The 24,562-nt window shown below is 44.5% G+C and carries 27 protein-coding genes; 11 read left to right on the top strand and 16 right to left on the bottom strand.

What is annotated here, in order from left to right:
- Positions 1–2 precede the first annotated feature (2 nt).
- From DN730_RS01680 to DN730_RS01635, 10 genes are all read right to left on the bottom strand, one after another.
- The gene (locus DN730_RS01680; protein ID WP_115466373.1) at positions 3–548 is read right to left on the bottom strand and encodes an SRPBCC family protein; all 546 of its coding nucleotides are present in this window, start codon (positions 546–548) and stop codon (positions 3–5) included.
- Positions 549–561: 13 nt separating this feature from the next.
- The gene (gene hisD, locus DN730_RS01675) at positions 562–1,869 is read right to left on the bottom strand and encodes a histidinol dehydrogenase (RefSeq protein WP_115466372.1); all 1,308 of its coding nucleotides are present in this window, start codon (positions 1,867–1,869) and stop codon (positions 562–564) included.
- Positions 1,870–1,873: 4 nt separating this feature from the next.
- Positions 1,874–2,512, bottom strand: coding sequence for an ATP phosphoribosyltransferase (gene hisG, locus DN730_RS01670; RefSeq protein ID WP_115466371.1), 639 nt, complete (start codon positions 2,510–2,512; stop codon positions 1,874–1,876).
- 1 nt (position 2,513) lies between these two features.
- Entirely contained in the window at positions 2,514–3,776 is a 1,263-nt protein-coding gene (gene murA / locus DN730_RS01665; protein WP_115466370.1) for a UDP-N-acetylglucosamine 1-carboxyvinyltransferase, read from the bottom strand.
- Positions 3,777–3,793: 17 nt separating this feature from the next.
- Positions 3,794–4,030, bottom strand: a complete 237-nt coding sequence (locus DN730_RS01660) for a BolA family protein (protein ID WP_115466369.1) — start codon at positions 4,028–4,030, stop codon at positions 3,794–3,796.
- 109 nt (positions 4,031–4,139) lie between these two features.
- Positions 4,140–4,412, bottom strand: a complete 273-nt coding sequence (locus DN730_RS01655) for an STAS domain-containing protein (protein ID WP_115466368.1) — start codon at positions 4,410–4,412, stop codon at positions 4,140–4,142.
- A gap of 1 nt (position 4,413) precedes the next feature.
- On the bottom strand, positions 4,414–5,040 hold the full coding sequence (locus DN730_RS01650) for an MlaC/ttg2D family ABC transporter substrate-binding protein (protein ID WP_115466367.1): 627 nt from the start codon (positions 5,038–5,040) through the stop codon (positions 4,414–4,416).
- 3 nt (positions 5,041–5,043) lie between these two features.
- Positions 5,044–5,499, bottom strand: a complete 456-nt coding sequence (gene mlaD / locus DN730_RS01645; RefSeq protein ID WP_115466366.1) for an outer membrane lipid asymmetry maintenance protein MlaD — start codon at positions 5,497–5,499, stop codon at positions 5,044–5,046.
- A 1-nt stretch (position 5,500) separates the two neighbouring features.
- Positions 5,501–6,283, bottom strand: a complete 783-nt coding sequence (gene mlaE, locus DN730_RS01640) for a lipid asymmetry maintenance ABC transporter permease subunit MlaE (protein ID WP_115466365.1) — start codon at positions 6,281–6,283, stop codon at positions 5,501–5,503.
- Positions 6,283–7,053, bottom strand: coding sequence for an ATP-binding cassette domain-containing protein (locus tag DN730_RS01635; protein WP_115466802.1), 771 nt, complete (start codon positions 7,051–7,053; stop codon positions 6,283–6,285). The genes mlaE and DN730_RS01635 overlap by 1 nt, the downstream gene beginning before the upstream one ends.
- Before the next feature lie 202 nt (positions 7,054–7,255).
- Between DN730_RS01635 and DN730_RS01630 the strand changes: the two genes are divergently transcribed.
- From DN730_RS01630 to yjgA, 9 genes are all read left to right on the top strand, one after another.
- On the top strand, positions 7,256–8,215 hold the full coding sequence (locus DN730_RS01630) for a calcium/sodium antiporter (protein WP_115466364.1): 960 nt from the start codon (positions 7,256–7,258) through the stop codon (positions 8,213–8,215).
- 2 nt (positions 8,216–8,217) lie between these two features.
- Positions 8,218–8,796 (top strand): LPS export ABC transporter periplasmic protein LptC, encoded by a 579-nt coding sequence (gene lptC, locus DN730_RS01625; protein WP_158541160.1) that lies wholly within the window; start codon positions 8,218–8,220, stop codon positions 8,794–8,796.
- Positions 8,777–9,286: a lipopolysaccharide transport periplasmic protein LptA gene (lptA, locus tag DN730_RS01620; RefSeq protein ID WP_115466362.1), complete on the top strand. Its 510-nt coding sequence runs from the start codon at positions 8,777–8,779 to the stop codon at positions 9,284–9,286. The genes lptC and lptA overlap by 20 nt, the downstream gene beginning before the upstream one ends.
- A gap of 8 nt (positions 9,287–9,294) precedes the next feature.
- Positions 9,295–10,020 carry an LPS export ABC transporter ATP-binding protein gene (gene lptB, locus DN730_RS01615; RefSeq protein ID WP_115466361.1) on the top strand — a complete coding sequence of 242 codons (726 nt, stop codon included), beginning with the start codon at positions 9,295–9,297 and terminating at the stop codon, positions 10,018–10,020.
- Between the two features lie 76 nt (positions 10,021–10,096).
- A complete protein-coding gene (locus DN730_RS01610; protein ID WP_115466360.1) occupies positions 10,097–11,587 on the top strand; it encodes an RNA polymerase factor sigma-54 in 1,491 nt (496 codons plus the stop codon).
- A gap of 11 nt (positions 11,588–11,598) precedes the next feature.
- A complete protein-coding gene (locus tag DN730_RS01605; protein WP_115466359.1) occupies positions 11,599–12,048 on the top strand; it encodes a PTS sugar transporter subunit IIA in 450 nt (149 codons plus the stop codon).
- A gap of 9 nt (positions 12,049–12,057) precedes the next feature.
- A complete protein-coding gene (locus tag DN730_RS01600; protein ID WP_115466358.1) occupies positions 12,058–12,327 on the top strand; it encodes an HPr family phosphocarrier protein in 270 nt (89 codons plus the stop codon).
- Between the two features lie 5 nt (positions 12,328–12,332).
- Positions 12,333–13,685 (top strand): magnesium transporter, encoded by a 1,353-nt coding sequence (gene mgtE / locus DN730_RS01595; RefSeq protein ID WP_115466357.1) that lies wholly within the window; start codon positions 12,333–12,335, stop codon positions 13,683–13,685.
- 11 nt (positions 13,686–13,696) lie between these two features.
- Complete coding sequence (gene yjgA, locus DN730_RS01590) at positions 13,697–14,227, top strand: ribosome biogenesis factor YjgA (protein WP_115466356.1); 531 nt, start codon at positions 13,697–13,699, stop codon at positions 14,225–14,227.
- 84 nt (positions 14,228–14,311) lie between these two features.
- Here the strand turns inward: yjgA and DN730_RS01585 are convergent, their stop codons facing one another.
- The 6 genes from DN730_RS01585 to DN730_RS01560 all read right to left on the bottom strand — a co-directional run bounded on the left by DN730_RS01585 (position 14,312) and on the right by DN730_RS01560 (position 22,559).
- The gene (locus tag DN730_RS01585; RefSeq protein ID WP_115466355.1) at positions 14,312–18,121 is read right to left on the bottom strand and encodes a YhdP family protein; all 3,810 of its coding nucleotides are present in this window, start codon (positions 18,119–18,121) and stop codon (positions 14,312–14,314) included.
- A gap of 13 nt (positions 18,122–18,134) precedes the next feature.
- Entirely contained in the window at positions 18,135–19,589 is a 1,455-nt protein-coding gene (gene rng / locus DN730_RS01580; protein ID WP_115466354.1) for a ribonuclease G, read from the bottom strand.
- The gene (locus DN730_RS01575; protein WP_115466353.1) at positions 19,582–20,178 is read right to left on the bottom strand and encodes a Maf family protein; all 597 of its coding nucleotides are present in this window, start codon (positions 20,176–20,178) and stop codon (positions 19,582–19,584) included. The genes rng and DN730_RS01575 overlap by 8 nt, the downstream gene beginning before the upstream one ends.
- 10 nt (positions 20,179–20,188) lie before the next feature.
- On the bottom strand, positions 20,189–20,662 hold the full coding sequence (gene mreD, locus DN730_RS01570; RefSeq protein ID WP_115466352.1) for a rod shape-determining protein MreD: 474 nt from the start codon (positions 20,660–20,662) through the stop codon (positions 20,189–20,191).
- Positions 20,663–21,448: a rod shape-determining protein MreC gene (gene mreC, locus DN730_RS01565; RefSeq protein ID WP_245957869.1), complete on the bottom strand. Its 786-nt coding sequence runs from the start codon at positions 21,446–21,448 to the stop codon at positions 20,663–20,665. It lies immediately after the preceding gene.
- Between the two features lie 67 nt (positions 21,449–21,515).
- Entirely contained in the window at positions 21,516–22,559 is a 1,044-nt protein-coding gene (locus tag DN730_RS01560; protein WP_115466350.1) for a rod shape-determining protein, read from the bottom strand.
- Between the two features lie 238 nt (positions 22,560–22,797).
- On the opposite strand from DN730_RS01560, the gene gatC reads away from it, so the two are divergent.
- Positions 22,798–23,085: an Asp-tRNA(Asn)/Glu-tRNA(Gln) amidotransferase subunit GatC gene (gene gatC / locus DN730_RS01555; protein WP_115466349.1), complete on the top strand. Its 288-nt coding sequence runs from the start codon at positions 22,798–22,800 to the stop codon at positions 23,083–23,085.
- An 11-nt stretch (positions 23,086–23,096) separates the two neighbouring features.
- Positions 23,097–24,560, top strand: a complete 1,464-nt coding sequence (gatA, locus tag DN730_RS01550) for an Asp-tRNA(Asn)/Glu-tRNA(Gln) amidotransferase subunit GatA (RefSeq protein ID WP_115466348.1) — start codon at positions 23,097–23,099, stop codon at positions 24,558–24,560.
- Positions 24,561–24,562 lie beyond the last annotated feature (2 nt).

Below are 24,562 nucleotides of genomic sequence, written 5' to 3'. Positions count from 1 at the left end.
AACTAAAATTGCGCTAAATTCGCTAAGCTTTTTTCGAGGTTTGACCCAGCGATGGAGTTGGCAATCAGCGCAAGATAAGGACTCAAAAATCCTGCATCAAGCACTCCTTCTACTACCCAAACAATCACCAAATGCTCGTTCTGCTGAGTTATTTCAATAGCATTCGAAATAGGCTTCACTGTTTGATTTGGTGTTACAGTGAAATCAATTTTAGTGTCAGAAACAGACTGAACCGTAATCGAACCCCGCTTGTTAGGATTATCAATATAGAGAATGCCAAACTCCACATTTTGATCTAACTTAGACTCAGAATGCGTATCGGCTGGCAACTGCAATTGACCGTCTTGAATATACATCCAACTAGGCCATGCTTCGACAGTATACAAACGCTCCAATAATTCGTTTTGATTTTCTCTATCTACTACCACGGAGCGCTCAATTTTATAATCTGAGGGCAAGAAAAAACCCACAGCAACCATGATTAAGATAATCACGGCTACAATGCGGGTTACGTAGCGAAGAGAAACAAGTGCTTTTGTCGGTTGCACTGTTTACCCCTTTCTATTTATCAATAATCCGAAACTCTGCGGACAACGCATGCGCCTCTAATGACTCCCCTCGAGCAAGCGGCGATGCAATTTTTGCAAGCTCACTCGCCCCTTCGTGAGAGCAATGTATGATGGAACTGCGCTTCTGAAAATCATAAACACCTAAAGGTGATGAAAAACGCGCTGTGCCTGATGTTGGTAAAACATGGTTAGGTCCTGCACAGTAATCTCCCAAGGCTTCTGGTGTAAACCGCCCCATAAAAATTGCGCCCGCATGCCGAATCTCTGGCAACCACTCTTCTGGGTTTTCTACAGCGAGCTCTAAATGCTCGGCTGCGACGATGTTAGCGACTTCTACAGCCTCTTCCCTTGATGCTACATGTATTAACGCACCACGCCCTTCGAGCGAAGTCTTAATGATGTCTTTACGACTCATATCATCAATGAGCCTCTCCATCGATGCTTTAACTTTTTGGATAAACCCTAAGTCAGTACTAATAAGTATCGACTGAGCATCTTCATCATGTTCTGCTTGTGAAAACAAATCCATCGCAATCCAATCAGGATTAGACAATCCATCACTCACCACAAGTATTTCCGATGGGCCAGCAATCATGTCAATACCGACGGCACCAAACACAAGGCGCTTTGCCGACGCCACATAAATATTTCCAGGCCCAACGATTTTGTCTACCTTAGGAACCGTCTCGGTGCCATATGCCAGCGCAGCAACAGCCTGTGCCCCGCCAACGGTAATTACGCGATCTACTCCAGCAACATGTGCAGCCGCTAAGACAATGTCGTTCACAAACCCATCAGGCGTTGGCACTACCATTACAATCTCACCAACTCCCGCAACTTTAGCGGGCATTACGTTCATCAACACAGAAGATGGGTATGCAGCCTTGCCCCCCGGAACATAGACACCGACTCGATCAAGTGGCGTTATCTGTTGACCAAGTATCGTTCCATCCGCTTCTTCATACTGCCAAGATGTCTGCTTTTGGCGCTCATGGTAAATCTTTACGCGATTAGCAGCTTTCTGAAGAGATGATAGTAAAGCAGGATCTATACGCTTGGCAGCCTGTGCTAATTCGTCTGCTTCAATAACAAGCTCTGATGCGGTGTTCACTGAGCGGCGATCAAACTTATTGGTCAATTCCATCAGCGCGACATCACCATCTACGCGCACACGATTAACAATCTCTTCAACACTTTTTTGAACTGCCACATCTGAGACGCTCTCCCAAGACAATAGCTCTTTTAGCTCAGATTTAAAGCTGGCATCTTTAGACGAAAACTCTCTTATATTTAATTGCATGACATCATTCTCCAGCGTCAACCGCGCCACTCAACATATCTAATATGGGTTGAATGTGCTGGTACTTTGTCTTGTATGCAGCCTTATTGACCACTAGCCGAGTACTAATGTCTGCGATGTGATCGCGAGGCTCCAAGCCGTTAGCTTTCAATGTATTACCCGTATCTACAATGTCCACGATAAGGTCTGCAAGTCCCATTATCGGAGCCAACTCCATTGCACCATAAAGCTTAATAACATCTGCCTGAATGCCTTGCTCGGCAAAATATGCTTTCGCAGTTTTGGTAAACTTAGAAGCAACCTTTAAACGACGGTTTGGCAGTATCTGCCCCTTCACACCCGCTGTCATTAGCCGACACTTTGCTATCTTAAGATCTAACAGTTCGTATTGATTCGAGGTGCTTGCCTCCATCAAAACATCTTTACCTGCCACCCCGAAATCAGCAACACCATGCTCAACATAGGTCGGAACATCCGTTGCTCGAAGAATGACGAGTTTGATATGGTCATGATTGGTATCAAAAATCAGTTTTCGGCTTTTACTAATATCTTCAAGTGGGAAAATATTCGCTTTCTCTAGCAACGGTAGAGTTTCTTTAAGGATACGCCCCTTTGACAGGGCAATGGTTAAGGTTTCACTCATGCTAATTAAGAACCCTTGATATTTTTGCGCCTAAAGCACCTAATTTTTCTTCAATACATTCATAGCCACGGTCAATGTGGTAGATACGGTCGATCTTTGTATCCCCCTCAGCCACCAATGCCGACAATACTAATGATGCGGATGCTCGCAAATCCGTTGCCATAACGGGCGCGCCCGTTAACGATGCCTTACCACGAACAATTGCAGTATTACCATTTACTTCGATATCTGCCCCCATACGCACCATCTCATTCACATGCATAAAGCGGTTTTCGAAAATATTTTCAATAACGCTTCCAACACCATCAGCAACTGCATTTAGCGCCACAAATTGTGCTTGCATGTCTGTGGGGAAAGCTGGGTAAGGAGCTGTAGAGATATTGACAGCTTTTGGTCGGCGGCCGTGCATGTCCAACTCTATCCAATCAGAGCCCGTTGTCACCGTCGCACCCGCTTCCTCTAGTTTTGCCAATACGGCCTCTAGACTTTGAACATCCGTATCGATGACTTTTACCTTACCACCTGTAATTGCTGCCGCGACCAGAAAAGTACCGGTTTCGATTCGATCTGGCATGACAGAGTAGGTCGTACCGCTCAACCGCTCAACACCTTCGACGGTAATAGTATCTGTTCCATGCCCTGTAATCTTAGCGCCCATAGCGTTTAGGCATTCAGCTAAATCCACGACTTCAGGCTCTTTTGCAGAATTTTCAAGAACCGTCACACCATCAGCCAACGTCGCAGCCATCAGTAAGTTTTCTGTGCCAGTCACCGTCACTTTATCAAAGAAAATTCGGGCTCCCTTTAGTCGACCATCAACGCTAGCAACGATATTACCATTCTCAACTTCGATAACCGCACCCATGGCCTCTAAACCACGTAAATGCAAGTCCACAGGGCGACTGCCTATGGCACACCCACCTGGAAGTGAAACAACAGCTTTACCAAAATGAGCTACCAAAGGACCTAACACCAGAATAGAGGCCCTCATTGTTTTTACCAGTTCATACGGTGCCTCGCAGTTGTTAAGCGTCGCGACATTGAGCTCTACGTTCATACGCTCGTCCACCACAACCCCACACCCCATAGAACCCAAAAGTTCTAACATTGTGGTGATGTCATGTAGGTGAGGTAAATTATTAATTGTGATTAGATCTTTCGTTAACAAGGTCGCAGCAAGAATCGGCAACGCTGCGTTCTTTGCTCCTGAAGCGCGCACAACACCGTTAAGGGGCCTGCCACCAGTTATAAGCAATTTATCCATGAAATCTCTCTTAGAATTTATAAGCTATCGAACTGTGCAGGCGTTAACGTTTTCATCGTTACTGCATGTATGGCACCAGTTGAAATGGCATCTTGTAGATGAGAGTAAACTAGCTGTTGTCTTTTCACAGTATTCAAACCATCAAATGCATCTGCGATGACTGTTACTTGAAAGTTACAACCTTCACCTTCCGCCAGTACGCGGCTACCTTGAATTTTGGTTTCTAACAATTCTTTGACTTCGGAGGCGTTCACAAAAACTCCCAATAAAATTTAATGACTTATGGGAGTATTGTACATTAGGCAGGACTACTTTTGGCAGATTTATAACGCAAAAACAGGAGTTTCCCCCTGTTTACAAAAACTATGCAATTGTAAAAACTCTCTCTAAGCCGTAGAGCCTAAGCATATCGTAAAAATCCGCATTGCCACCGACAAGTTGCAATGCGTTACTGTGGCGTCTAAATTCTAGCAATAGAGAAATAATTGGAGCGTTAATCACTTCTAATTCAGAAACATCAACCATGACATTCCCGTCAAAGCCATACTGAGACAGCTCGGACTTAATTTTGAATAGATCATCCAAGCTGTAAGCACCAGATAACTTCCAACCTTCTTTAGAAGCCTGTAAATCCATGTTATTGGCCCTCTGCAACAAGAGACTGCTGCCACGCCATAATTGCTTTATCTAAATCATTACGGTTCTGTTGAACCATTAAACCAAACTGCTTACGAAACGTAAGCCCGAAATTAATATTGTTGATTACAACATTACTCAACAACCAATTACCGCTATCCTCTTCAGGCTCCATGTAGAATGAGATATTTATAGGGCTACCATCATTTAAATTAAACGATGCATCCACTCGAACCTCGCGTCCTGGCTTTTGTTGCGCTAAAGGCAACACTTGAATTTTACTTGGGTCGAAATCTATGACGGCCGCACTATAAGTATTCAATAAGGTACGCTCTGTGACCTGGGCGAAGGTTTTGATCTGTTCGTCTGAAGCACGACGGTAGTACTTACCCATTACTTTTTTGGCCAAATCATTAAAATCAACGACTGGATCCATAATTCCTTTCATTACAGAATTAAGTTTTTCAGGGTCGTTCGCAAGCTCATCACGGTTAGCGACAACCTTTGTTTTGAAATCGTTTACTACCGACAATACAGTATCTCGTGCGCTTTCTGGATCTACTTCAGCCTGCACCACGCCAGATGACAACGCTAGCCACCCCATAAGCCCTAAGATGAAATTGCGCATAATCTACTCTCCCGATTTAAATAGAAATTGTCCGATCAAATTCTCAAGCACTAAAGCCGATTGCGTATCATAGATCTCATCACCATCCGTTAGAACTTCATCGTCTGCACCAATTGAAATCCCAAGATATTTTTCACCAATCAAACCACTTGTCAGAATAGCAATAGAACTATCCTTCGGGATGTTATCTACGTTCGCATAGATATTCATGACCACCTTACCCATATAGTAGTCTTTATCGTATTCAATTCTTGATACTTCTCCTACCGTAACACCAGCAATGGTGATTTTTGCTCGCTCTGTTAGGCCACCGACATCATCAAAACGCGCTTCCAACGTATAACCATTACTTCGATCAGTAAACGCCAAACCACTAACCTGTATCGCCAAATAGACGAAGGCTGCCAACCCCATCAACATAAAGAAACCTACAAGTAACCCTGCCTGCTTATCCTTCATTCTAAAAATCCCCAAACATAGCTGCTGTTAACAGAAAATCTAATCCTAAAATTGCGAGCGACCCCATCACCACCGTCCGAGTGGTGGCACGCCCTATCCCCTCTGAAGTGGGATGGCAAACATAACCTTGGTAGACAGCAATCCACACTACCGCAAAAGCAAACACAAACGACTTAATTACACCGTTAAAAATATCTCTATCAAAATAGACGGTCTGCTGCATTAAGCTCCAAAATGACCCATCATGAATGCCAAGCCAATATACCGACACCAACATACCACTCCAGATACCCACAGCAGAGAAGATAACTGCCAATATAGGCATACAAGTAATACCGGCTAACAAACGCGGGGCGACGACACGGCGTAGAGGGTCGATCCCCATCATTTCATAACTCGATAACTGTTCCGTCGTTTTCATTAGCCCAATTTCGGCAGTCAAAGCAGAACCGGCACGGCCAGCAAACAACAACCCAGTAACCACCGGACCAAGCTCCCGTAATAGTGTTAAAGCCAATAATTGCCCAACAGCTGATTCAGAACCGTAGCGCGCTAAAATACTAAATCCTTGGAGCGCCAACACCATGCCGATGAACCCTCCAGAAACGACAATAATAATAAGTGATAGGACACCAACAGAGTATACTTGACGAATATAGAGTAAGCAGGCTTCTTCAAACCTAACAGGTAGACGGAATAATGATTGGGCTAGGAATATACCTGCAAGGCCAAGTGACTCAACAAACGTCGTAACACGTGTAAAAAGCGTTTTAACAGCCACCATCACCTGGTCTCCAGTAATTCTGTTTGATAGTCTTTAGCGGGATAATGGAATGGTACAGGACCATCAGCCAAGCCATTCAAAAACTGTACGACCTGCTCATCTTCCGAGGAACGCACCTCTTCAGCTGAGCCTTGCAAAATAACCTTACCACCTGAAAGAATGCAAACGTGATCAGCAATACTTAGTGATTCCTCTACATCATGAGAGACAAGTACGGAGGTAATATTAGCGGCAGAATTTAGGCGCTGTATCATTTCAACCAACACACCTTTAGAGATCGGATCTTGCCCAGCAAACGGCTCGTCGTACATTACCAACGCTGGATCCAACGCAATAGCACGTGCCAAAGCAGCTCTTCGGGCCATACCCCCGGACAACTCCGATGGCATCATACTAGCGGCACCTCGTAACCCGACACTCTGTAATTTTATCGTCACGATATCTCGAATCATTGCCTCATCGAAATCCGTATGCTCCTCCAGTGGTAAAGCCACATTCTCAAACACGGTCATATCACTGAACAGCGCACCACTTTGAAAAAGCATGCCCATTTTCTTGCGCGCTTCAAAGAGTGCTTTGCGATTTGCGTTGGGGATATCAATACCATCAACCACAACGGAACCGTGAGAGGGCTTAATCTGACCTCCAATCAATCTAAGCAACGTTGTCTTACCAGTGCCACTGGGGCCCATAATCGCTGTAATTTTACCTTTAGGGATTTGAATCGAAATTCCATCATAGATGGCACGATCACCTCGATGAAAAGACATATTTTTAATATCGATGTAGGCGTCCACAGTTTACTCCCTGCCTATAGATGGTTTGGATACTAGCACTGGACCCAATTAAAAGGAATGCCAACACTCTAACTAGAATAAAAGCAAGTCTTGAAATCATTCCCTAAACCTCATTAAATGAGGCCTCTGAGGATCCCCCTCTCCATACATTCAAACTAAATAGAGTGATTTTTAGATGCTATTGTTTTCTGCGGCACTTGTCGCTGGCTTGATTTTATTAATTCTAAGTTCAGACAAATTCATTGAACACGCAGCATTAGTAGCAGAAAAGCTTAATGTCAGCCCTATTATCATTGGCGTCACGTTAGTAGCACTTGGTACTTCTGCGCCTGAAATGGTTGTTTCAGCAATCGCAGCCCTCGATAACGCACCAGGAATAGCTATCGGTAATGTCATTGGTTCGAATATCGCCAATATTGGCCTTGTCTTCGGTGCCACACTTTTGCTCGCAGCAATACCGATCAGCAGTAGTCTCGCAAAAAAGGAAGTACCCTTATTTTTGGCTATCACTATTTTGGCCGGTGTACTAATGTTTGATGGCTCACTATCCGTCATCGATGGCGTTCTCTTAATTACTGCCTTCTTAATCACTTTGTTCATATTGTTACGAAACTCCAGCGAGATGGAAGAAGAACTAGTAAGCGATTTGCCAGAAGATGACGGCAGCAGCATCACCAAATCACTCATCATCGCAGCACTGGGTTTAGCCGTGCTCATTGGTAGCTCAAAACTTCTAGTTTGGGGTGCCATTGGTATTGCATCAGCGCTAGGTGTATCTGACTTGGTAATTGGACTCACTATTGTTGCAATTGGAACTAGTCTTCCCGAATTGGCAGCATCTATTACTAGCGTTAAAAAAGGTCATCATGATATTGCTATAGGTAACGTATTAGGCTCAAACATATTTAACCTAGCAACGGTACTCCCTCTTCCAGCATTATTGGCACCAGGAATGATAGAAAGCACTATAATGAGCCGGGACTATTGGTGGATGCTAGGCTTGTCTATTGTTTTCGCTGCTTCAATATTCCTATTTGCTAAACAAAATAGCATTAGCGTACCCAGATGGATGGCCTTCCCCTTGCTAGGCGCTTATACTTCGTACTTATATTTATTAGCGGTATCAGGTAGCTGATTGTGAATGTAAGAGCTTTTTTAGAACGAAAAAGAGTCATTGCTGCCATCTCTATCGCAGTAGTTGTAGTGGTATTCTTTATTTTGGGGAATCGCCCAACTTTGTATCTGCTGGAGGAGCAAAAACTAGAGAGCTCTCCCGACTACTTTTTAGAGCAAGTAGACTCCAAGTCGTTCGATCAAAATGGAAAAGTCGTCGAGGAAATCATCGCCGCATCAGCTAATCACTTTAACGACTCTAAAACCACCGTATTTTCCCACCCTGTCTTTACCAGAATTCACCCTGAATATATTTCAATAGCGACTGGTGAAGCAGGAGAAGTCAACGACAGCTCAAAAAACTATTCTTTGTCAGGTGATGCGAAGATCGTTCGCACAGACATCTATCAGAAATCGATAGAGGTGAGCGCTGAGAACATAAGTTATGATGACCAAGCACAAACAATACTCGGAGAAGTCGACGCCTCTCTTAAAAGTAATCAATTGGTCACTCACTCCGACAAGCTTTTTTTTGATATCACTAACGAATCCGCGTCGCTCAATGGAGGCGTAACAAGTACCTATGAACCCATTAAAAACTAAAACCCTATTCTTTGCGTGCAGTGCTCTTTTCTGTCTCGAAGCATTTGCACTGCCCGATGATCAACAGCAACCAATTAGCATAGAGGCTGATAAAGCTTTTTTTGATCAAAAAACAGGCGTCGCAACCTACGATGGCAACGTCATTGCTAAGCAAGGATCAATTGAAATTATTGCTGAGCATTTGACAATCAAAACAGACATTGCAACCAACGAGTTCAACTCACTCCACGCAAAAGGCTCGCCCTCTTCGTTTTCGCAAACAATTGATGAGGCTGGCAGCATCTTAAAAGCGACTGGCGACACCCTTGACTACAGTGTCACTAAAGGCGAGCTCGAAGTACATGACAATGGCTTTTTGAAACGAGGCGACAACGAAATCTCCGCCGACTACATCCATTATTTCATCGAAAAAGACACTTTTAATGCTGAAAACCGCGGATCAGGGCGCGTGAATATGACACTCCAACCTGCCAGCAATCAACAAAACTAGAGCATACGATGGCTACTTTAGAAGCAAAACACCTTGCAAAAAGTTATAAGAAGCGCGAAGTTGTCAAAGATGTTTCCCTTAAAGTAAGCACTGGGGAAGCTGTAGGCTTATTGGGGCCTAATGGTGCTGGAAAAACTACGTGTTTCTATATGATAGTTGGCATGGTTACCAATGATAAAGGCGGCATTTTTATCGACGATGAAGATATAACTCAAGACGCAATGCACGCCCGAGCTCAAAAAGGTGTGGGCTACCTACCACAAGAGGCATCGATATTTCGAAAGCTGAGTGTTGAAGACAACATAGCGGCAATCTTAGAAACCCGCAAAGAACTATCAAAGCAAGACCGTAAAGATAAGCTTGAGAGTCTACTAGAAGAATTCCATGTCACCCACATAAGAAAAAACCTTGGGATGGCATTATCTGGAGGTGAACGCAGACGAGTTGAGATCGCTAGAGCACTTGCAATGAATCCAAAATTCATCTTGTTAGATGAGCCTTTTGCAGGCGTTGACCCAATCTCTGTTGGCGACATCAAACACATCATTCGCCACCTTCAAAACAGCGGGATCGGAGTACTTATTACGGATCACAATGTTCGGGAAACACTCGATATTTGCGACAAAGCGTACATTGTTGGTAACGGCCACATCATTGCATCCGGTGATGCGGATACCGTTATCAATAACGAGCATGTTAAGAAAATTTACCTTGGCGATGACTTCCGATTGTAATCCCCTTATTTTTCTCAAGAAAAGGGAGTAGTATGCATAACTCATTCCAAAAATCTCATTCAGAAAGAGTTGCGCTATGAAGCAGTCCTTGCAACTTAAAATGGGTCAACAGTTAACGATGACCCCTCAGCTGCAGCAAGCTATAAAATTGCTACAGCTTTCGACGCTTGACTTGCAACAGGAAATCCACGATTTCCTAGAGTCAAACCCTCTTCTTGAATTAGACGAAGAGGAAAGCTTTCAACAGGAATCCGTTACCAAAAACTCGGAAATCACTAATGTCGCAGAAACCACTTCGTCTGAAACAAAAGCCGAACAAACTGGCGACGACTCGCGCGTAGAGTCTGAGTGGACGGAGAGTATTCCCAATGAGCTATCGATTGATAGTAACTGGGATGACACGTATCAAAATTCTGCCGCCGCATCTGACTCCCCTTCATTTGAAGGTGACCAAGATTTGGATAGCCGTAATGCCTTACTTGAAAACATCCAAGACCATTTAATTTGGCAGCTCAACCTCACTCACATGTCCGACAAGGATATCGAGATTGCATATGCAATCATAGATAGCGTTCAGCCTGATGGATACCTGTCAACGTCCGTTGAAGACATTTTTGCAGTACTGTCTGTTGATATGGACGATCTAGAGCTTGATGAAGTTGAAGCAGTGCAACACCGCTTGCAGCGATTCGATCCGATTGGCGTCTGCTCACAGGATTTAAGAGAATGTCTATTGGTTCAACTTGAAGCATTTAAAGATCACCCTCTATACCGCAGCACCTTTAACGTGGTAGATCAACATTTGAGCTTACTTGGAAACCGTGACTACGCGCAATTAAGCCGAAAAACTCGGCTCAAAGAAGAGGCGCTAAAGGAAGTTATTACGCTTATCCAGCAACTTAATCCGCGCCCGGGCTCGCTGGTTGATACAAGCGAAACAGACTATGTTATTCCTGATGTGAGCGTCAAAAAGCACAATGGTATTTGGCAAGTAGAGCTCAATAATGACGCATTGCCTCCGGTCAAAATAAACGAAACCTACTCTGCGATGCTCACCACATCAAAGTCCTCTGAAGACGTTTCTTATATTCGAAACTCTTTACAAGAAGCAAAATGGTTTCTGAAAAGCCTACAAAGTCGTAACGAAACACTTCTCAAGGTAGCGAGTTGTATTGTTGCGCGACAAGTCGATTTCTTTGAGGTCGGTGAAGAAGCCATGAAACCAATGGTGCTACATGATGTCGCAGAAGAGGTAGGCATGCATGAATCAACAATTTCACGTGTAACGACTCAAAAGTACATGCATACTCCGCGGGGCATTTTCGAGTTGAAATACTTCTTCTCAAGCCATGTCAATACCGCATCGGGGGGCGAATGCTCCTCAACGGCTATTCGCGCAATGATTAAGAAGCTCGTTGCGGATGAGCCACCTAAAAAACCATTAAGCGATAATAAGCTTGCAATCATTTTGGCAGAGCAAGGTATCCAAGTAGCCCGCAGAACGGTTGCAAAGTATCGCGAAGCGATGAATATTCCACCCTCTAACGAGCGTAAACGACTTATTTAAAGGCTGTTATCATGTCGGTTAGAAATTTAGTAAAGCCAGAATTAGTTTTTGCTAAACAACAAGTTACCAGTAAAAAACGTGTTCTGGAGCAACTCTCTGAAGCAATAGGCTCGCGACTGCATTGTCATGCAGAAGAAGTGTATGATGCTCTCCTTGGTCGAGAAAAGTTAGGTAGCACTGGTATAGGTAGTGGCATTGCTATCCCTCACTGTCGACTTGAGCAAGCAAACCAAGCGGCCATCGTTATTATGTCACTCGATGAGCCCATCGATTTTGACTCAATTGACCGTAAGCCAGTGGACCTGATTTTTGCATTAATTGTTCCTCCCCATCAGTGTGACGATCATTTAGCGACACTAGCGGAGATAGCGGAACTCGCTCAATCAACGGATAAGCTGGCGAAACTACGTCAACAGGCGACTAATGAGGATCTGCAGGCAGCATTCGAATTATCGATATAAGGAATATCTATGTTAGAGCAAACTGTCGAGATTATTAATAAACTCGGGCTTCATGCACGTGCTGCAGGTAAGCTTATTGAAACAACATCGAAGTTTTCGTCAGACATTACCATCGAGAAAGAAGGTAGAAATGTCGATGGAAAAAGTATCATGGCAATGATGATGCTTGCTGCAGCGAAAGGCACAACAATTAAGATCAAGGTTAATGGCGAAGACGAAGAAAAAGCCATGAACGAGATCATAGCATTGATTAATAACCGCTTCGGAGAAGACGAATAATATCGATGAATGAGCCGACAACGCTAGAGCACTTGCAGGCTGTCTCAGACTCACTAGAGTCCGGCGCAACCATGCAGATCAAGTATTTACTTAATGGTGCGTTGCCAGCCCAGGATGTTGCTCGTCTCTTAGAATCGAGCCCGCCTAGAGAAAGAAAGCTTTTGTGGGGGTTAATTGACCACACAAATCAAGGTGAAGTGCTTCCCTATGTAAGCGAAGAAATCAGTATTCAGTTCATGAAGTCCATGGACACTGAACGTCTTCTTGCTGTCTCGGAGCACTTCGACAACGACGATCTCGCAGATATTCTTCAGCAACTACCAGAGACCCTTGTTAAAGAAGTACTAGCCTCCATGACAGCGCAAAATCGCGCGCGTATGGAAGCACTCCTCAGTTATTCTGAGGATTCTGCTGGCGGTCTAATGAATACGGATACGATCACTATCCGCCCTAACATCACTGTTGATATTGTTTTCAGGTTTCTACGCCGGCACTCAGAACTGCCTGAAATGACAGATAGTTTATTAGTTGTAAGCCGTACCGACCGATTTTTAGGCATGCTGCCACTAACTAAGTTGCTTGTCGCCGACGCCGACGCAACGGTTCGTGATATCATGGAAACCGAATGCGATGTCATCTATGCCGACCAAGACGCAGCAGAAGTAGCACAGCTGTTTGAAAAAATGGATTTGGTATCTGCTCCTGTAATAGACCCCGAAACCAAAAAGCTTTTAGGTCGTATCACGATTGATGACGTGGTTGACGTCATTCGCGACGAAGCCGAACACTCAATGTTGTCGATGGCGGGGCTAGATGATGACGAAGACACATTTGCTCCGATCATTCAAACCAGCAAGCGCCGCGCAGTTTGGCTTGGCATTAACCTAGTGACAGCATTTACCGCTTCCTATGTTATTGGTCTATTTCAAGATACATTAGACAAAGTCGTGGCACTTGCTATTCTGATGCCAATTGTAGCCAGTATGGGCGGCATTGCTGGCTCTCAAGTACTCACCTTGGTGATTCGTGGTATCGCACTTAATCAAATAGGCAACGCAAATGCCAAATGGTTACTCAATCGTGAGATCATTGTCGGGTTGATCAACGGCACCCTTTGGGCAGCTGTTATAGCGGCACTTACTTATATGTGGTTTGGTGATATGCAAATTGCATATGTTATTGCTGGTGCAATAGTTATTAATCTATTATTCGCAGCATTAACTGGCACACTTCTACCAATTGCTTTAAAAAAACTTGGAATTGATCCGGCTTTAGCGGGTAGCGTCATCCTAACGACTGTGACTGATGTCGTTGGCTTCTTGTCCTTTTTAGGGCTTGCAACCATATTTTTAATATAGATGAATTAATAATGACAGATTTTGAACATTACGACGAAAACGAAGAAGAGATCAAAAGTAAAACGCAGATAAAGCGTGAGATGGAAGCTCTCCAAGATCTTGGCGCCAAGCTCGTCAAATTAACGCCTGCCCAACGAAAAAAAGTCCCCATGTCTGAAACATTACGTGAAGCGCTTGCTGAAGCTGATCGCATCACCCATTGGGGGGCTCAACGTCGCCATCTACAGTATATTGGCAAGGTCATGCGCACGGAAGATGCTGAAGCAATTGAAAACCGCGTCCAACTATTTGACGCAGCTTCAGCAGCCAATAACAAAAGGTTTCATCAACTCGAAGCGACACGTGACGCTCTCATCGGCGATAACAGCAAAGCGGTACTCGATCAATACATTGATAAGAACCCAAATATTGACATTCAACACCTACGCTCACTCGTACGTATGGCCCAGAAAGAGCACTCTCAAGGTAAAGCAACAACCAACAGCAAGAAACTTTTCAAGTATCTACGTGAGGTACAAGACCAGCAACTTGGCCTGAATTAATTGCTAACTTTTTCAGATACAAGCGATGCCCGATAGCATCGCTTTACTTTATTACTTTCTTCTTCGGACCTGCCAGATAGACGGCTACTTCCGAGGCGTATACTTCACAGGCTTCACATTCGGAGCAGAGAACGGTCCTTTGATTTCATACTGAATACTTGTCACCTTGGAGATCTGATCGCCAATCAATTTATCTGTAATATACAGTAAGCCAGCAATTTGAGGCGTTGCCAACAGTAACCCTGCAACGGGTAAAGTGCTACTTATTGGGATAGTTGCAGTCAATCGCTCATCTAGCGTTTCATTGATTAGATTTGCTTTGCCTGCTAACTGAATCTCCGCAGTCGGCGACAAAACCTGAACCGGTTCTGCGGTATCTAGAATACCCTCTCGGATCACGAGCACACTTGAAAACTCGCTAAATGACATCCCCTCTTCATAAAGATCCGAGAAATCAAACGTCAACCGCTTCAACAACGTATCGACATTGAATATCCCTAACACCTTTAAAAAAGGCGGAAGCTGATCAACTTGATTGAAGTTGCCATCATTAACGTTAAATTTGATACGGCCGTTCAAAGAGGCACGATCAAATGACACCAAAGCCCCCTTCCAGCTCAAGGCCACATCCATCTTATAAGATTTAGACTTTATAAACGGCGTCGGCGAGAACTTACTTGTTAACTCTTGTGCATCAGATCCTGACGTCGCTATCGTTACTTCCACATTAGGTGTATCACCGCCTTGCCAAAAGATTTGCCCATCAAATTTACCGTTTGGTAATTGGGTGGAAATATTATCAATACGGATACTTTCACCAAGATTCACGACGTCTGCACGCCAGTCTCCATATGGACGATTATCAATAAACACCTGATCAAGCTTAATTGCCATTGAAGGAATAATGCCCGGCTGCATGGGGTCTGCCCCATCAGAGTCTTTAGATGAAGAGCTGCCTGTCTTCCAATTAAGGTAGGCTATATGTAGTTGAGGCAGCGTAGAAGCATTTTTCAATTCTACATTCAATTCATCTGATGTAAGAGTAACTGGGTTACCAGCTCTAGAAGCTTGGTAAACCAACTTCACGTTACTTAATTCATTTTGCTCATTAATCGGCACACTGTCCGCTAGGAGGTCAATTGAACGAATCCAACTAGGCACTACTAAAGACATGGGAGCATTTGTACTTGTCTTTGTACCAGCGCCAGCCTCACTGAGCTCACTGATTAATGGCACCCAGTCATGCCAATTAACTATGCTGGTCTGACCACTAAACGCAACGCCAGTCTTCATTTCCTCAACACGCTGAAGCGGCTCAAAAAGAGATAAGCGGCCACTTGTTATCTCCGAGTTAGACAAAAGCAATTCACCATATGCCAATTGCTCTGCAGCAAAATTTATTAATACGTCGCTCTCAAAAACCTTTAAACCTAATGCGAACGGCAGTTCTCGATCAGACCGTTTTGAAAATGGCGCAGGCAGTTCCGACACAAAACCTTCAAGCTGAGACGACACTGATACATCCACCTGCCCACGCTGAGACTTATTAATCGAAAATTCAGCGCTATAGGGGGTAACTCCATTCAATCGACGAATAATAGGTGCGGGCAGATTACGCCACTGTCCCATAGGTTTAGCTGCAACATCCCCTTCTATCTGCCCTAAGACGACAAATCGACCATCTGCTAGGCTTTCAGAGGACAATTTGATATTACTAGTACCGCCTAGAGTATCAACCGAGAACTCAGTATCGAATAAGCCTCGTTTAGACGAAAAATGTAGCATCCCCTCGTCCACATAAGAGGCTAAGTCTATTTCGGGAATATACAATTCATTGTTTTTAAATCTTAGCTCTACTTGAGCAAGGGGCTCACCTAAACCACTCTTTAACGGTACCGACACATCAAAACTACCAGCAACCGCCCCATCAATGTTCCACTGCTCAAAAGGCGCTAAAACAGATTCTTGTAGCGGCGTTTTGTTCAAGGCACCGATCACAGCTGACGCCTGATCATCAACGTTACCTGAAATATTAAGCCAATTAGCCCCCGCCTCGGTTATAGGAACATTAATCGATAATCGGTCCACTGGAAGGCCTGCGAACTCGGCCTCCTTTACAGAAACAGTTAAATCATCACTACCAAGAGATACATTAGCTTTAACATTTGTTGGGTGCGGCCAATTAGGATCAAAAGAGAGCTCATCGACCGCAGCATCTATATCCAATCTAATTAATGGTGGCGTTTCTGATCGTAGTCCTGCACGTAACAAGAAGTCGACTTTACTGGCTTCTCCTCCATACAAATTACTAGCGAGCCAATCACGCAAAGCATCGGATAACGCATTTGTGGGCACAAAAGTTAAACGATCTTCAATGGGTACATTTTGCGCGTTTATGTCTAAAGCAATCCATCCTTCACGCTCGTCTGGCTGCTCCAACCGAAAGGCACCCTGTATGTCGGCTCCGTTGTGAGTAACACTTAAATCCTCACCCGAAACCACAAATGCGTCTTGAAGTTTTCGCCAATATACTTCACCGCTAGCGCGATCTATTGACCACGAGGAATCATAAAGCGTAGGAAATGCTAGCTCAGTTTGATTTGCTAAAAACTCAATATTCCCCTCTACATCGGATAAAGAGAACACCGCGTTGACATCTTTCACAGCCGGGATACCGTTGTATCCTTTTACCGTTGCACCTACTACATTGCTCAAATATTGATAACGCAACTTCTCATCGGATTGCCAAACTCTAATCGCTCCATTTTCAGCGGTGCCCTCCGCATCAAGCCCAGTTAACATTTGACTCAAAAACCAGTCTTTTGGGATAAAACGCAGAGCAAGATCACTCATTATTTGAGCGTCTAATTTGTCAAACACAACATAGCTTCTATCTGATTCGGAATCCAACTCACCTTTGAGCTGTGTTGGACCAAAGCTATGTGTATTATCTGTCCAAACAATATGTGGGGCACTCAAGCTATTGACCCCCCCCTCTCGCTTAAACTTCCAGTCAGATTGTAAATTTATAAAACCACTGTTAGAAAAAGTTGCCTCTATTTCACTGCTCTTAGCTTGAACCTCTAAGCCTCGTCCGGTCTGATAAGTAAGCCAATACTGCCCGGATATCATCGCCGAATTAATCCCTTTATCAGACAATGGCTCCAACCACTCTAGATTAATACGAGTGTTAGGTACGTTTGCATATGCAGTGATCCGTTGTTTTAGAAAACTCGTGAGATCATTATTGATCTCCACCCTGACCTCTAAAGGGCTCCTCGCATCATTAATAAAAATATCGGAACTCAGTAAGGTCTTTGATCTCGCTTTAAGCAAATAACTGTGCGGCAAAGAAAGAGTCTGTTGCGGAAAACGGGGACTATTTAGATGTATCCGCATATCGGCGACGGATACCTGCTGCTGCTCTGTTACATAATTAAGAATCCTTGCGACAGCAATATCTGTATTATCGGCAGCCTTAGCAGAAGACTCCAAACCAGAAAAATTTATCCCCCCCTTGCCATCCTCTTCTAAAAATAGATCGACATCTGAGACAACAACGTCTTTAAATTGTGGGGACAGCGTTAATAGTGTTTTAGGAAGATCTAATTCGAAATGTAATACAGCGATAGAAAGTGCTTGGTCTCGTCCGGGCGTATCAATGGAAATCGCAGACGCCGCTAGTTGAACATTAATACCGTTCATTCGAGCATGTATACCATCCACGTGCACAGGCATGCCCGTCAACTGAGTCAAGTTTTGTTCGATTTGAGGGCGATAGCGGTCAACCATAGGCAGCGCATACTTTGAAAAAAGCACAACACAGGCCAAAATAATCGCACTAATAACAACTAGCCAAAAAACAAGACCAAATACCCTTTTAGCAACCTGCATAGGTAACTATCCTTTATCGTAACACCACATCATATTGATCTTGGGTGTACACTGGTTCGACCTGAAAGCGTATCGTTTTGCCAATAAACGCCTCGAGTTCAGCAACCCCTGCACTTTCTTCATCTAAAAAACGATCTACAACTGATGTGGACGCTAACACTAAATATGTACTTGAGTCATAAGCACGATCAGCGCGTAATATCTCTCGAAACACCTCATAGCAAACCGTCTCGGGTGTTTTAACAAACCCGCTACCACGGCAAGCTCGACACGGTTCACAAAGAATTTGACCTAAGCTTTCTCGAGTGCGCTTACGTGTCATTTCAACCAAGCCTAACTCCGACACGCCTGTAATTTTAGTCTTCGCATGATCGGCATCGAGCACTTTCTCCAGCATTCGGAGCACTTGGCGCTTGTGCTCCTCATCTTCCATATCGATAAAATCGATTATAATGATCCCACCTAAATTGCGTAAACGCAGCTGGCGGCCCAATGCCGTCGCCGCCTCCAAATTAGTTTTATAAATGGTTTCTTCTAAGTTCTTACTGCCAACAAAAGCGCCAGTGTTAACATCAATTGTGGTCATCGACTCCGTTTGCTCTATTAGCAAATAGCCGCCCGATTTAAGCTGAACTTTTCTATCCAAAGCTCTCTGTACTTCATCCTCTACACTGTACAAATCAAAGATTGGCCGTTCGCCCGGGTAATACTCTATTCGTGGCAAAAGATCTGGAATGAAGTCTTCAGCAAATGCACGCAATTTTGCGTAGTTTTCTTTCGAATCAATACGAATTTTTTCTGTCGTGAGACTGACCAAATCACGCATTGTACGTAAATGAAGTGGCAGATCTTCATAAATAACAGTAGGAGCTTTTGAGCCATTTATCCGTTTTTTTACCGATTGCCAAAGACGCGTCAAAAAATTAATATCCGAAAGTATTTCTTCTTCACCAGCACGTTCCGCGGCGGTTCTCAATATATAACCACTCGTCTCATCTCGATCTTTCAATGCGGTCGAAACAAGAGATTTTAGCCGTTCACGTTCATCTTCATCGTCAATACGCTGGCTGACGCCGACGTGTGCTTGATCTGGCATGTACACCAAATATCGAGAGGGGATCGACAAATGAGTGGTTAGGCGAGCCCCTTTTGTACTAATCGGGTCCTTTGTTACCTGAACAACCAACGACTGCCCTTCTCGCAAGTAGTCACCTATTTGATCACTTGGATTTACGGCATCACGGTCGGCGACTTCAGAGACATGAATGAACGCAGCACGCTCAAGACCAATATCAACAAAGGCTGCCTGCATACCAGGCAATACGCGCACTACTCGACCTTGGTAGATATTTCCGACTATCCCTTTTCTACTAGATCGCTCTATATAAACTTCTTGTAATACACCGTTTTCGACCAACGCAACGCGAATCTCCATAGGTGTAACATTAATCAGTACATCTTCACTCACGAACATTCTCCTTCAGTGCGCTGACACCAAACTCACTCAATAATTGCGACAGCTCATAGATAGGCAAACCTACCACCGCCGAAAACGACCCAGAAATATGGCGTACAAATACACCTCCAACGCCCTGAATAGCATATGCACCGGCTTTATCGGCTGGCTCGCCTGTTGCCCAATACTGCTCTATCTCTAGATCTGAAATCTCTCTAAACTCAACTTCTGTCACGACATTCCGCGTAACAACTCGATTTAAACCACCATCACAAACACACAACGATGTCATAACTCGGTGAACTGCACCTGACAGAGACCGAAGCATTGCATGAGCTTCATTGCGCCCAGCAGGCTTACCCAGAATCGTCTCTCCAAGCACAACACTTGTATCCGAAGCAATTACCACATCCCGTACAGCCAAGCCATTCATTCTAATCGTAGCTTCTGCCTTTTGGCGTGCCATGCGCAGCACATACTCTTCAGGTTGCTCAAGCCGATAAGGCGTTTCATCGATATCCGCAGGCAATACCGAAAACTCTTTAACCAGATCCCCTAGCAGAGCCTTTCTTCGAGGTGAAGCAGACGCAAGTACAATCATGTCTAACAACCTATTGAATAGAGTATAGCCTTCGTATACTACGCAATATTATAAAACACCAAGGCCACAGTAACGCAGTAATAATGGCAGGCATGAAAATCATCAAAGTCGGCTCAGCATCCCCAGAATAGTGATCAAGCCAAAAGCCGATGAGTTGATTGATACTAACAAGCAAGAATATGAACATCGCTTGCTGCCATCTCCGATACATACGTAAGCGCTTGTAAAGGACGGCACACATAAACGTAATGAGGACATACGTCAGAGAGTGATAACCAATGACTCCGCCTTGTAACAGGTCAACCAATAGACCTAAAAACCACGCTACTCCCACACCAACTCGTAAAGGCAACGCAATGACCCAGTACAGGACAACTAGCAACGCCCATTCGGGTCTGAACCAAACAAGGTGCGACGGAAAAGTAAGGCCTTCTAGCATTAGAGCAACAATGAACGTCAGACAAAAAACAAAGGATGATTTCATCTATTTTTCCTCCGTGGTCGGCCGCTCTATCAACATTACATGTCGGCTACGACCTAGCTGTGCCAACGGTACCACGTCAACATCAGCGTAAGATTTACCAGGTATGTGCTGGACACCTCTTACAACACCTACGGGGTAGCCACTCGGGAAACGCTCATCAAGACCGCTTGTGGTCAAAATATCGCCTTTTTTAATATCCGCTGTATGAGGAACACTCATTAGCTCCATTCGCTTAAGATCCCCGGTACCGCGCAAAACACTCCGAAATCCTGTTCTTGCTAGCTGTACAGGGACAAAATGACTGGCATCGGCGATCAATAAAACTCGGCTGGTATACGCCGACGTTTCAACCACTTGCCCCAGTACCCCTGTTGCATCAAGTACTGGCTGCCCGACATACGCGCCGTTAGAGAATCCTTTATCAATTAATAGCTTGTGGGAGTAGGCGTTTTGGTCGAACCCGATCACTTCCGCCATAACTATTTTCTCTTCAACACGCTGAGACGCATCTAGTAGCTCCCTCAGCCGAACGTTTTCTGCCTTTAAAGAGGTTAGGCGCTGAAGTTGCCCTCTGAGCATTAACAACTCTGCATTAAGCTCTTCATTTTGTGCTACTAGCCCTTCACGACTTTCTAAACGCATGTCAGCCCAACTCAACATCTTCTGCGGCATACTAACCACAACTTGAATCGGCGTCACAAGCCAAGTGAGATACGGCCGTATCGGAGCAAATGCTTTGAACTGTAAATCTGCCACAATCATGGCAATAGAGATAAGAGCCAGCACAACAAATCTTGCGCTGGACACCTTATTTGAGAAGGAAACAGAAGTGCTAATGGGTCAAGCTCCTAACTTACTCGCTCTCAGCTGAGAACAATTCCGAAGCGTGCTTATCCATCATTTCTAAAGCCATGCCGCCGCCACGAGCAACACACGTCAATGGATCATCCGCAACAATGACAGGCAACCCTGTTTCTTCACTGATAAGACGATCTATTTCTCGTAACAAAGCACCACCACCTGTTAATACTAAGCCCGACTCTGCAATATCGGCTGCCAATTCAGGTGGAGATTGTTCTAACACACCTTTTACCGCTTGAACAATTTGAGCCAATGGCTCTTGTAAAGCGTCTAAAATTTCTTTGCTTGTTAACGTGAACGCTCGCGGAACACCTTCTGCAAGATTACGGCCGCGTACGTCAATTTGTAAATCTTCACCAGTATGGTAAGCCATACCAATTTCAGTTTTGATACGCTCTGCGGTCGCGTCACCAATCAAACTACCATATTGACGACGTACATAAGTTGTAATCGCTTCATCAAATCGGTCACCACCAACACGGATAGATTCCGATGTAACAATGCCATTTAGGGAAATAATCGCTATTTCAGTCGTACCACCACCGATATCGATCACCATAGATCCAGATGCTTCGGCAACTGGAAGTCCCGCGCCGATTGCAGCTGCCATAGGCTCTTCAATAATATAGACTTCACGCGCACCAGCTCCCAATGCGGATTCTTTTATCGCTCGACGCTCTACTTGTGTGGATTTACAAGGCACACACACTAAAACACGGGGGCTTGGTTTTAGGATACTGTTTTCATGTACCTTTGAAATAAAATATTGAAGCATCTTTTCAGTAACATGAAAGTCTGCAATCACGCCATCTTTCATCGGGCGAATCGCAGTAATGTTACCCGGTGTTCTACCTAACATGCGCTTCGCATCTGCACCAACAGACGCTACAGTTTTCTGATTTCCATTGTGGCGAATCGCAACAACAGACGGCTCATCCAAGACAATCCCACGATCGCGCACGTAAATAAGGGTATTGGCTGTCCCCAAGTCGATGGATAGGTCGCTAGAGAACATTCCCCTAATTTTTTTAAACATGAATTTCTACACCCTGAAAAGATCCATTACGAATAGTCAGAAAATGTAACAATCGGTACCCCGAAGAGCAAGGCGAAACCGCATAAATGTTCGAATTCTTTACTCTTATATCTTTGTTTATTGGTGGTTTTTCAGACTAGATCGTTCTAAACGATATTTTTGACCTGTAAGCTTTCTACCCATACGCAATAGCGATACAATAAAATCATTTTTCGAAAACCGACAAATTAGGTGAATCATGTCTCTAGATAAGCAAGACGTGCAAAAAATAGCCCATCTCGCTCGTTTATCGTTGAGCGACAGCGATGCTGAGCAATACAAAGACTCATTGACGAGCATTTTAGACTTGGTTGCTCAAATGCAATCAATAAATACTGACGGTGTTGAGCCATTAGCTCATCCGCTAGAAGCGAAACAGCGTTTACGTGATGACATTGTCACTGAAGAAAATCGACGCGACGCTTTTTTAGCAAACGCCCCGCAAACCGAAGCTGGTCTATTCCTAGTCCCCAAAGTTATTGATTAAGAGCTTATTTCATGGTTGATCAAAGCATTACATCGCTCGCTAAGAAGCTGCGAGCAAAAGAAACCTCGAGCGTAGAACTAACACAAGATTTCTTAAGCCGAATCAAACAATTCGACGGCCAGCTAAATAGCTATATTACAATTAGTGACGAAATAGCGCTTGCTCAGGCCGAGGCTGCTGATAAAAAGCTTGCCGCGGATGATAACGCATCCCTATTGACTGGAATTCCAGTTGCCCACAAAGATCTTTTCTGTACCAATGGGATATTAACTACCTGCGCCTCAAAGATGCTCAACAATTTCGTACCACCATACGAATCTACTGTAACGAGCCGTATGCAGGCTTCAGGTGTCGTGACTCTTGGGAAAACCAACATGGATGAGTTTGCAATGGGCTCATCCAACGAAAACAGCCATTATGGTGCAGTCAAAAACCCTTGGAATCTTGAGAAGGTTCCTGGTGGTTCATCTGGTGGCTCAGCGGCCGCCGTTGCAGCAGGGTTGTGCGTTGCTGCAACTGGTACCGATACCGGCGGCTCGATTCGTCAACCTGCTTCCTTTTGTGGTATCACCGGTCTGAAACCAACTTACGGGCGCGTTTCTCGCTTTGGCATGATTGCTTACGCCTCCAGTCTTGACCAAGCTGGACCAATGGCACGCTCTGCAGAAGATTGCGCCCACATACTTCAATCCATCGCAGGCTTTGATGCAAACGACTCAACCTGTTCTGACATCGCCACTGAAGACTACACAGCCAGCATAGATGCTCCGTTAGATGGGCTCATCATAGGCCTTCCTAAAGAATACTTTGGCGATGGTTTAGACAACGATGTGGCAACAGCGATACAAAATGCCGTGAAAGAATTCGAAAAGCTGGGAGGCAAGGTTAAAGAAATATCCTTACCGAACCTCAACTTAAGCATTCCATCTTACTACGTCATTGCTCCGTCAGAAGCGTCATCCAACCTATCTCGTTTTGATGGGGTCCGTTATGGCTATCGTTGCGAAGATCCTAAAGATCTCATGGATATGTACAAGCGTTCACGTGGTGAAGGATTTGGAAAAGAAGTTCAGAAACGTATTATGGTCGGCACTTACGCCCTGTCTGAAGGCTATTACGATGCTTATTATTTAAAAGCTCAACGTATTCGTCGACTGATCAAAGAGGACTTCGTTAAAGCATTTGAAGAAGTAGATGTTATCATGGGCCCTGTCGCCCCTACTACCGCATTTGGTATTGGCGCGAAGACCGATGACCCAATCGCAATGTACCTTGAAGATATCTATACCTTATCTGTCAATCTAGCAGGTATTCCTGCCATGTCAGTACCAGCTGGCTTTGCGAACGGAATGCCTGTCGGTCTACAAATCATGGGCAATTACTTCAGCGAAGCGAAGCTACTCAATGTGGCGCATAAATTCCAACAGGCCACTGACTGGCATACGAAAAACCCTAGCTTGGTAGAAGGAGCATAGTC

Source organism: Marinomonas piezotolerans (assembly GCF_003362755.1).
Taxonomy (GTDB): Bacteria; Pseudomonadota; Gammaproteobacteria; order Pseudomonadales; family Marinomonadaceae; genus Marinomonas; species Marinomonas piezotolerans.
Note: the sequence above shows the minus strand (reverse complement) of the source record. Positions and strands in the feature narration are given on the sequence as shown.

Excerpts from the sequence above, each read along its gene's own strand:
- gatA (WP_115466348.1), top strand. The coding sequence starts at position 23,097 with ATGGTTGATCAAAGCATTACATCGCTCGCTAAGAAGCTGCGAGCAAAA.
- mgtE (WP_115466357.1), top strand. The coding sequence starts at position 12,333 with ATGAATGAGCCGACAACGCTAGAGCACTTGCAGGCTGTCTCAGACTCA.
- DN730_RS01560 (WP_115466350.1), bottom strand. The coding sequence starts at position 22,559 with ATGTTTAAAAAAATTAGGGGAATGTTCTCTAGCGACCTATCCATCGAC.
- gatC (WP_115466349.1), top strand. The coding sequence starts at position 22,798 with ATGTCTCTAGATAAGCAAGACGTGCAAAAAATAGCCCATCTCGCTCGT.
- DN730_RS01655 (WP_115466368.1), bottom strand. The coding sequence starts at position 4,412 with ATGGATTTACAGGCTTCTAAAGAAGGTTGGAAGTTATCTGGTGCTTAC.
- DN730_RS01635 (WP_115466802.1), bottom strand. The coding sequence starts at position 7,053 with ATGTCTTTTCATCGAGGTGATCGTGCCATCTATGATGGAATTTCGATT.
- DN730_RS01575 (WP_115466353.1), bottom strand. The coding sequence starts at position 20,178 with ATGATTGTACTTGCGTCTGCTTCACCTCGAAGAAAGGCTCTGCTAGGG.
- mlaE (WP_115466365.1), bottom strand. The coding sequence starts at position 6,283 with ATGGTGGCTGTTAAAACGCTTTTTACACGTGTTACGACGTTTGTTGAG.
- hisG (WP_115466371.1), bottom strand. The coding sequence starts at position 2,512 with ATGAGTGAAACCTTAACCATTGCCCTGTCAAAGGGGCGTATCCTTAAA.
- hisD (WP_115466372.1), bottom strand. The coding sequence starts at position 1,869 with ATGCAATTAAATATAAGAGAGTTTTCGTCTAAAGATGCCAGCTTTAAA.
- lptA (WP_115466362.1), top strand. The coding sequence starts at position 8,777 with ATGAACCCATTAAAAACTAAAACCCTATTCTTTGCGTGCAGTGCTCTT.
- DN730_RS01630 (WP_115466364.1), top strand. The coding sequence starts at position 7,256 with ATGCTATTGTTTTCTGCGGCACTTGTCGCTGGCTTGATTTTATTAATT.
- DN730_RS01600 (WP_115466358.1), top strand. The coding sequence starts at position 12,058 with ATGTTAGAGCAAACTGTCGAGATTATTAATAAACTCGGGCTTCATGCA.
- yjgA (WP_115466356.1), top strand. The coding sequence starts at position 13,697 with ATGACAGATTTTGAACATTACGACGAAAACGAAGAAGAGATCAAAAGT.
- DN730_RS01605 (WP_115466359.1), top strand. The coding sequence starts at position 11,599 with ATGTCGGTTAGAAATTTAGTAAAGCCAGAATTAGTTTTTGCTAAACAA.
- DN730_RS01650 (WP_115466367.1), bottom strand. The coding sequence starts at position 5,040 with ATGCGCAATTTCATCTTAGGGCTTATGGGGTGGCTAGCGTTGTCATCT.
- DN730_RS01610 (WP_115466360.1), top strand. The coding sequence starts at position 10,097 with ATGAAGCAGTCCTTGCAACTTAAAATGGGTCAACAGTTAACGATGACC.
- lptB (WP_115466361.1), top strand. The coding sequence starts at position 9,295 with ATGGCTACTTTAGAAGCAAAACACCTTGCAAAAAGTTATAAGAAGCGC.
- mreD (WP_115466352.1), bottom strand. The coding sequence starts at position 20,662 with ATGAAATCATCCTTTGTTTTTTGTCTGACGTTCATTGTTGCTCTAATG.
- mlaD (WP_115466366.1), bottom strand. The coding sequence starts at position 5,499 with ATGAAGGATAAGCAGGCAGGGTTACTTGTAGGTTTCTTTATGTTGATG.
- murA (WP_115466370.1), bottom strand. The coding sequence starts at position 3,776 with ATGGATAAATTGCTTATAACTGGTGGCAGGCCCCTTAACGGTGTTGTG.
- DN730_RS01585 (WP_115466355.1), bottom strand. The coding sequence starts at position 18,121 with ATGCAGGTTGCTAAAAGGGTATTTGGTCTTGTTTTTTGGCTAGTTGTT.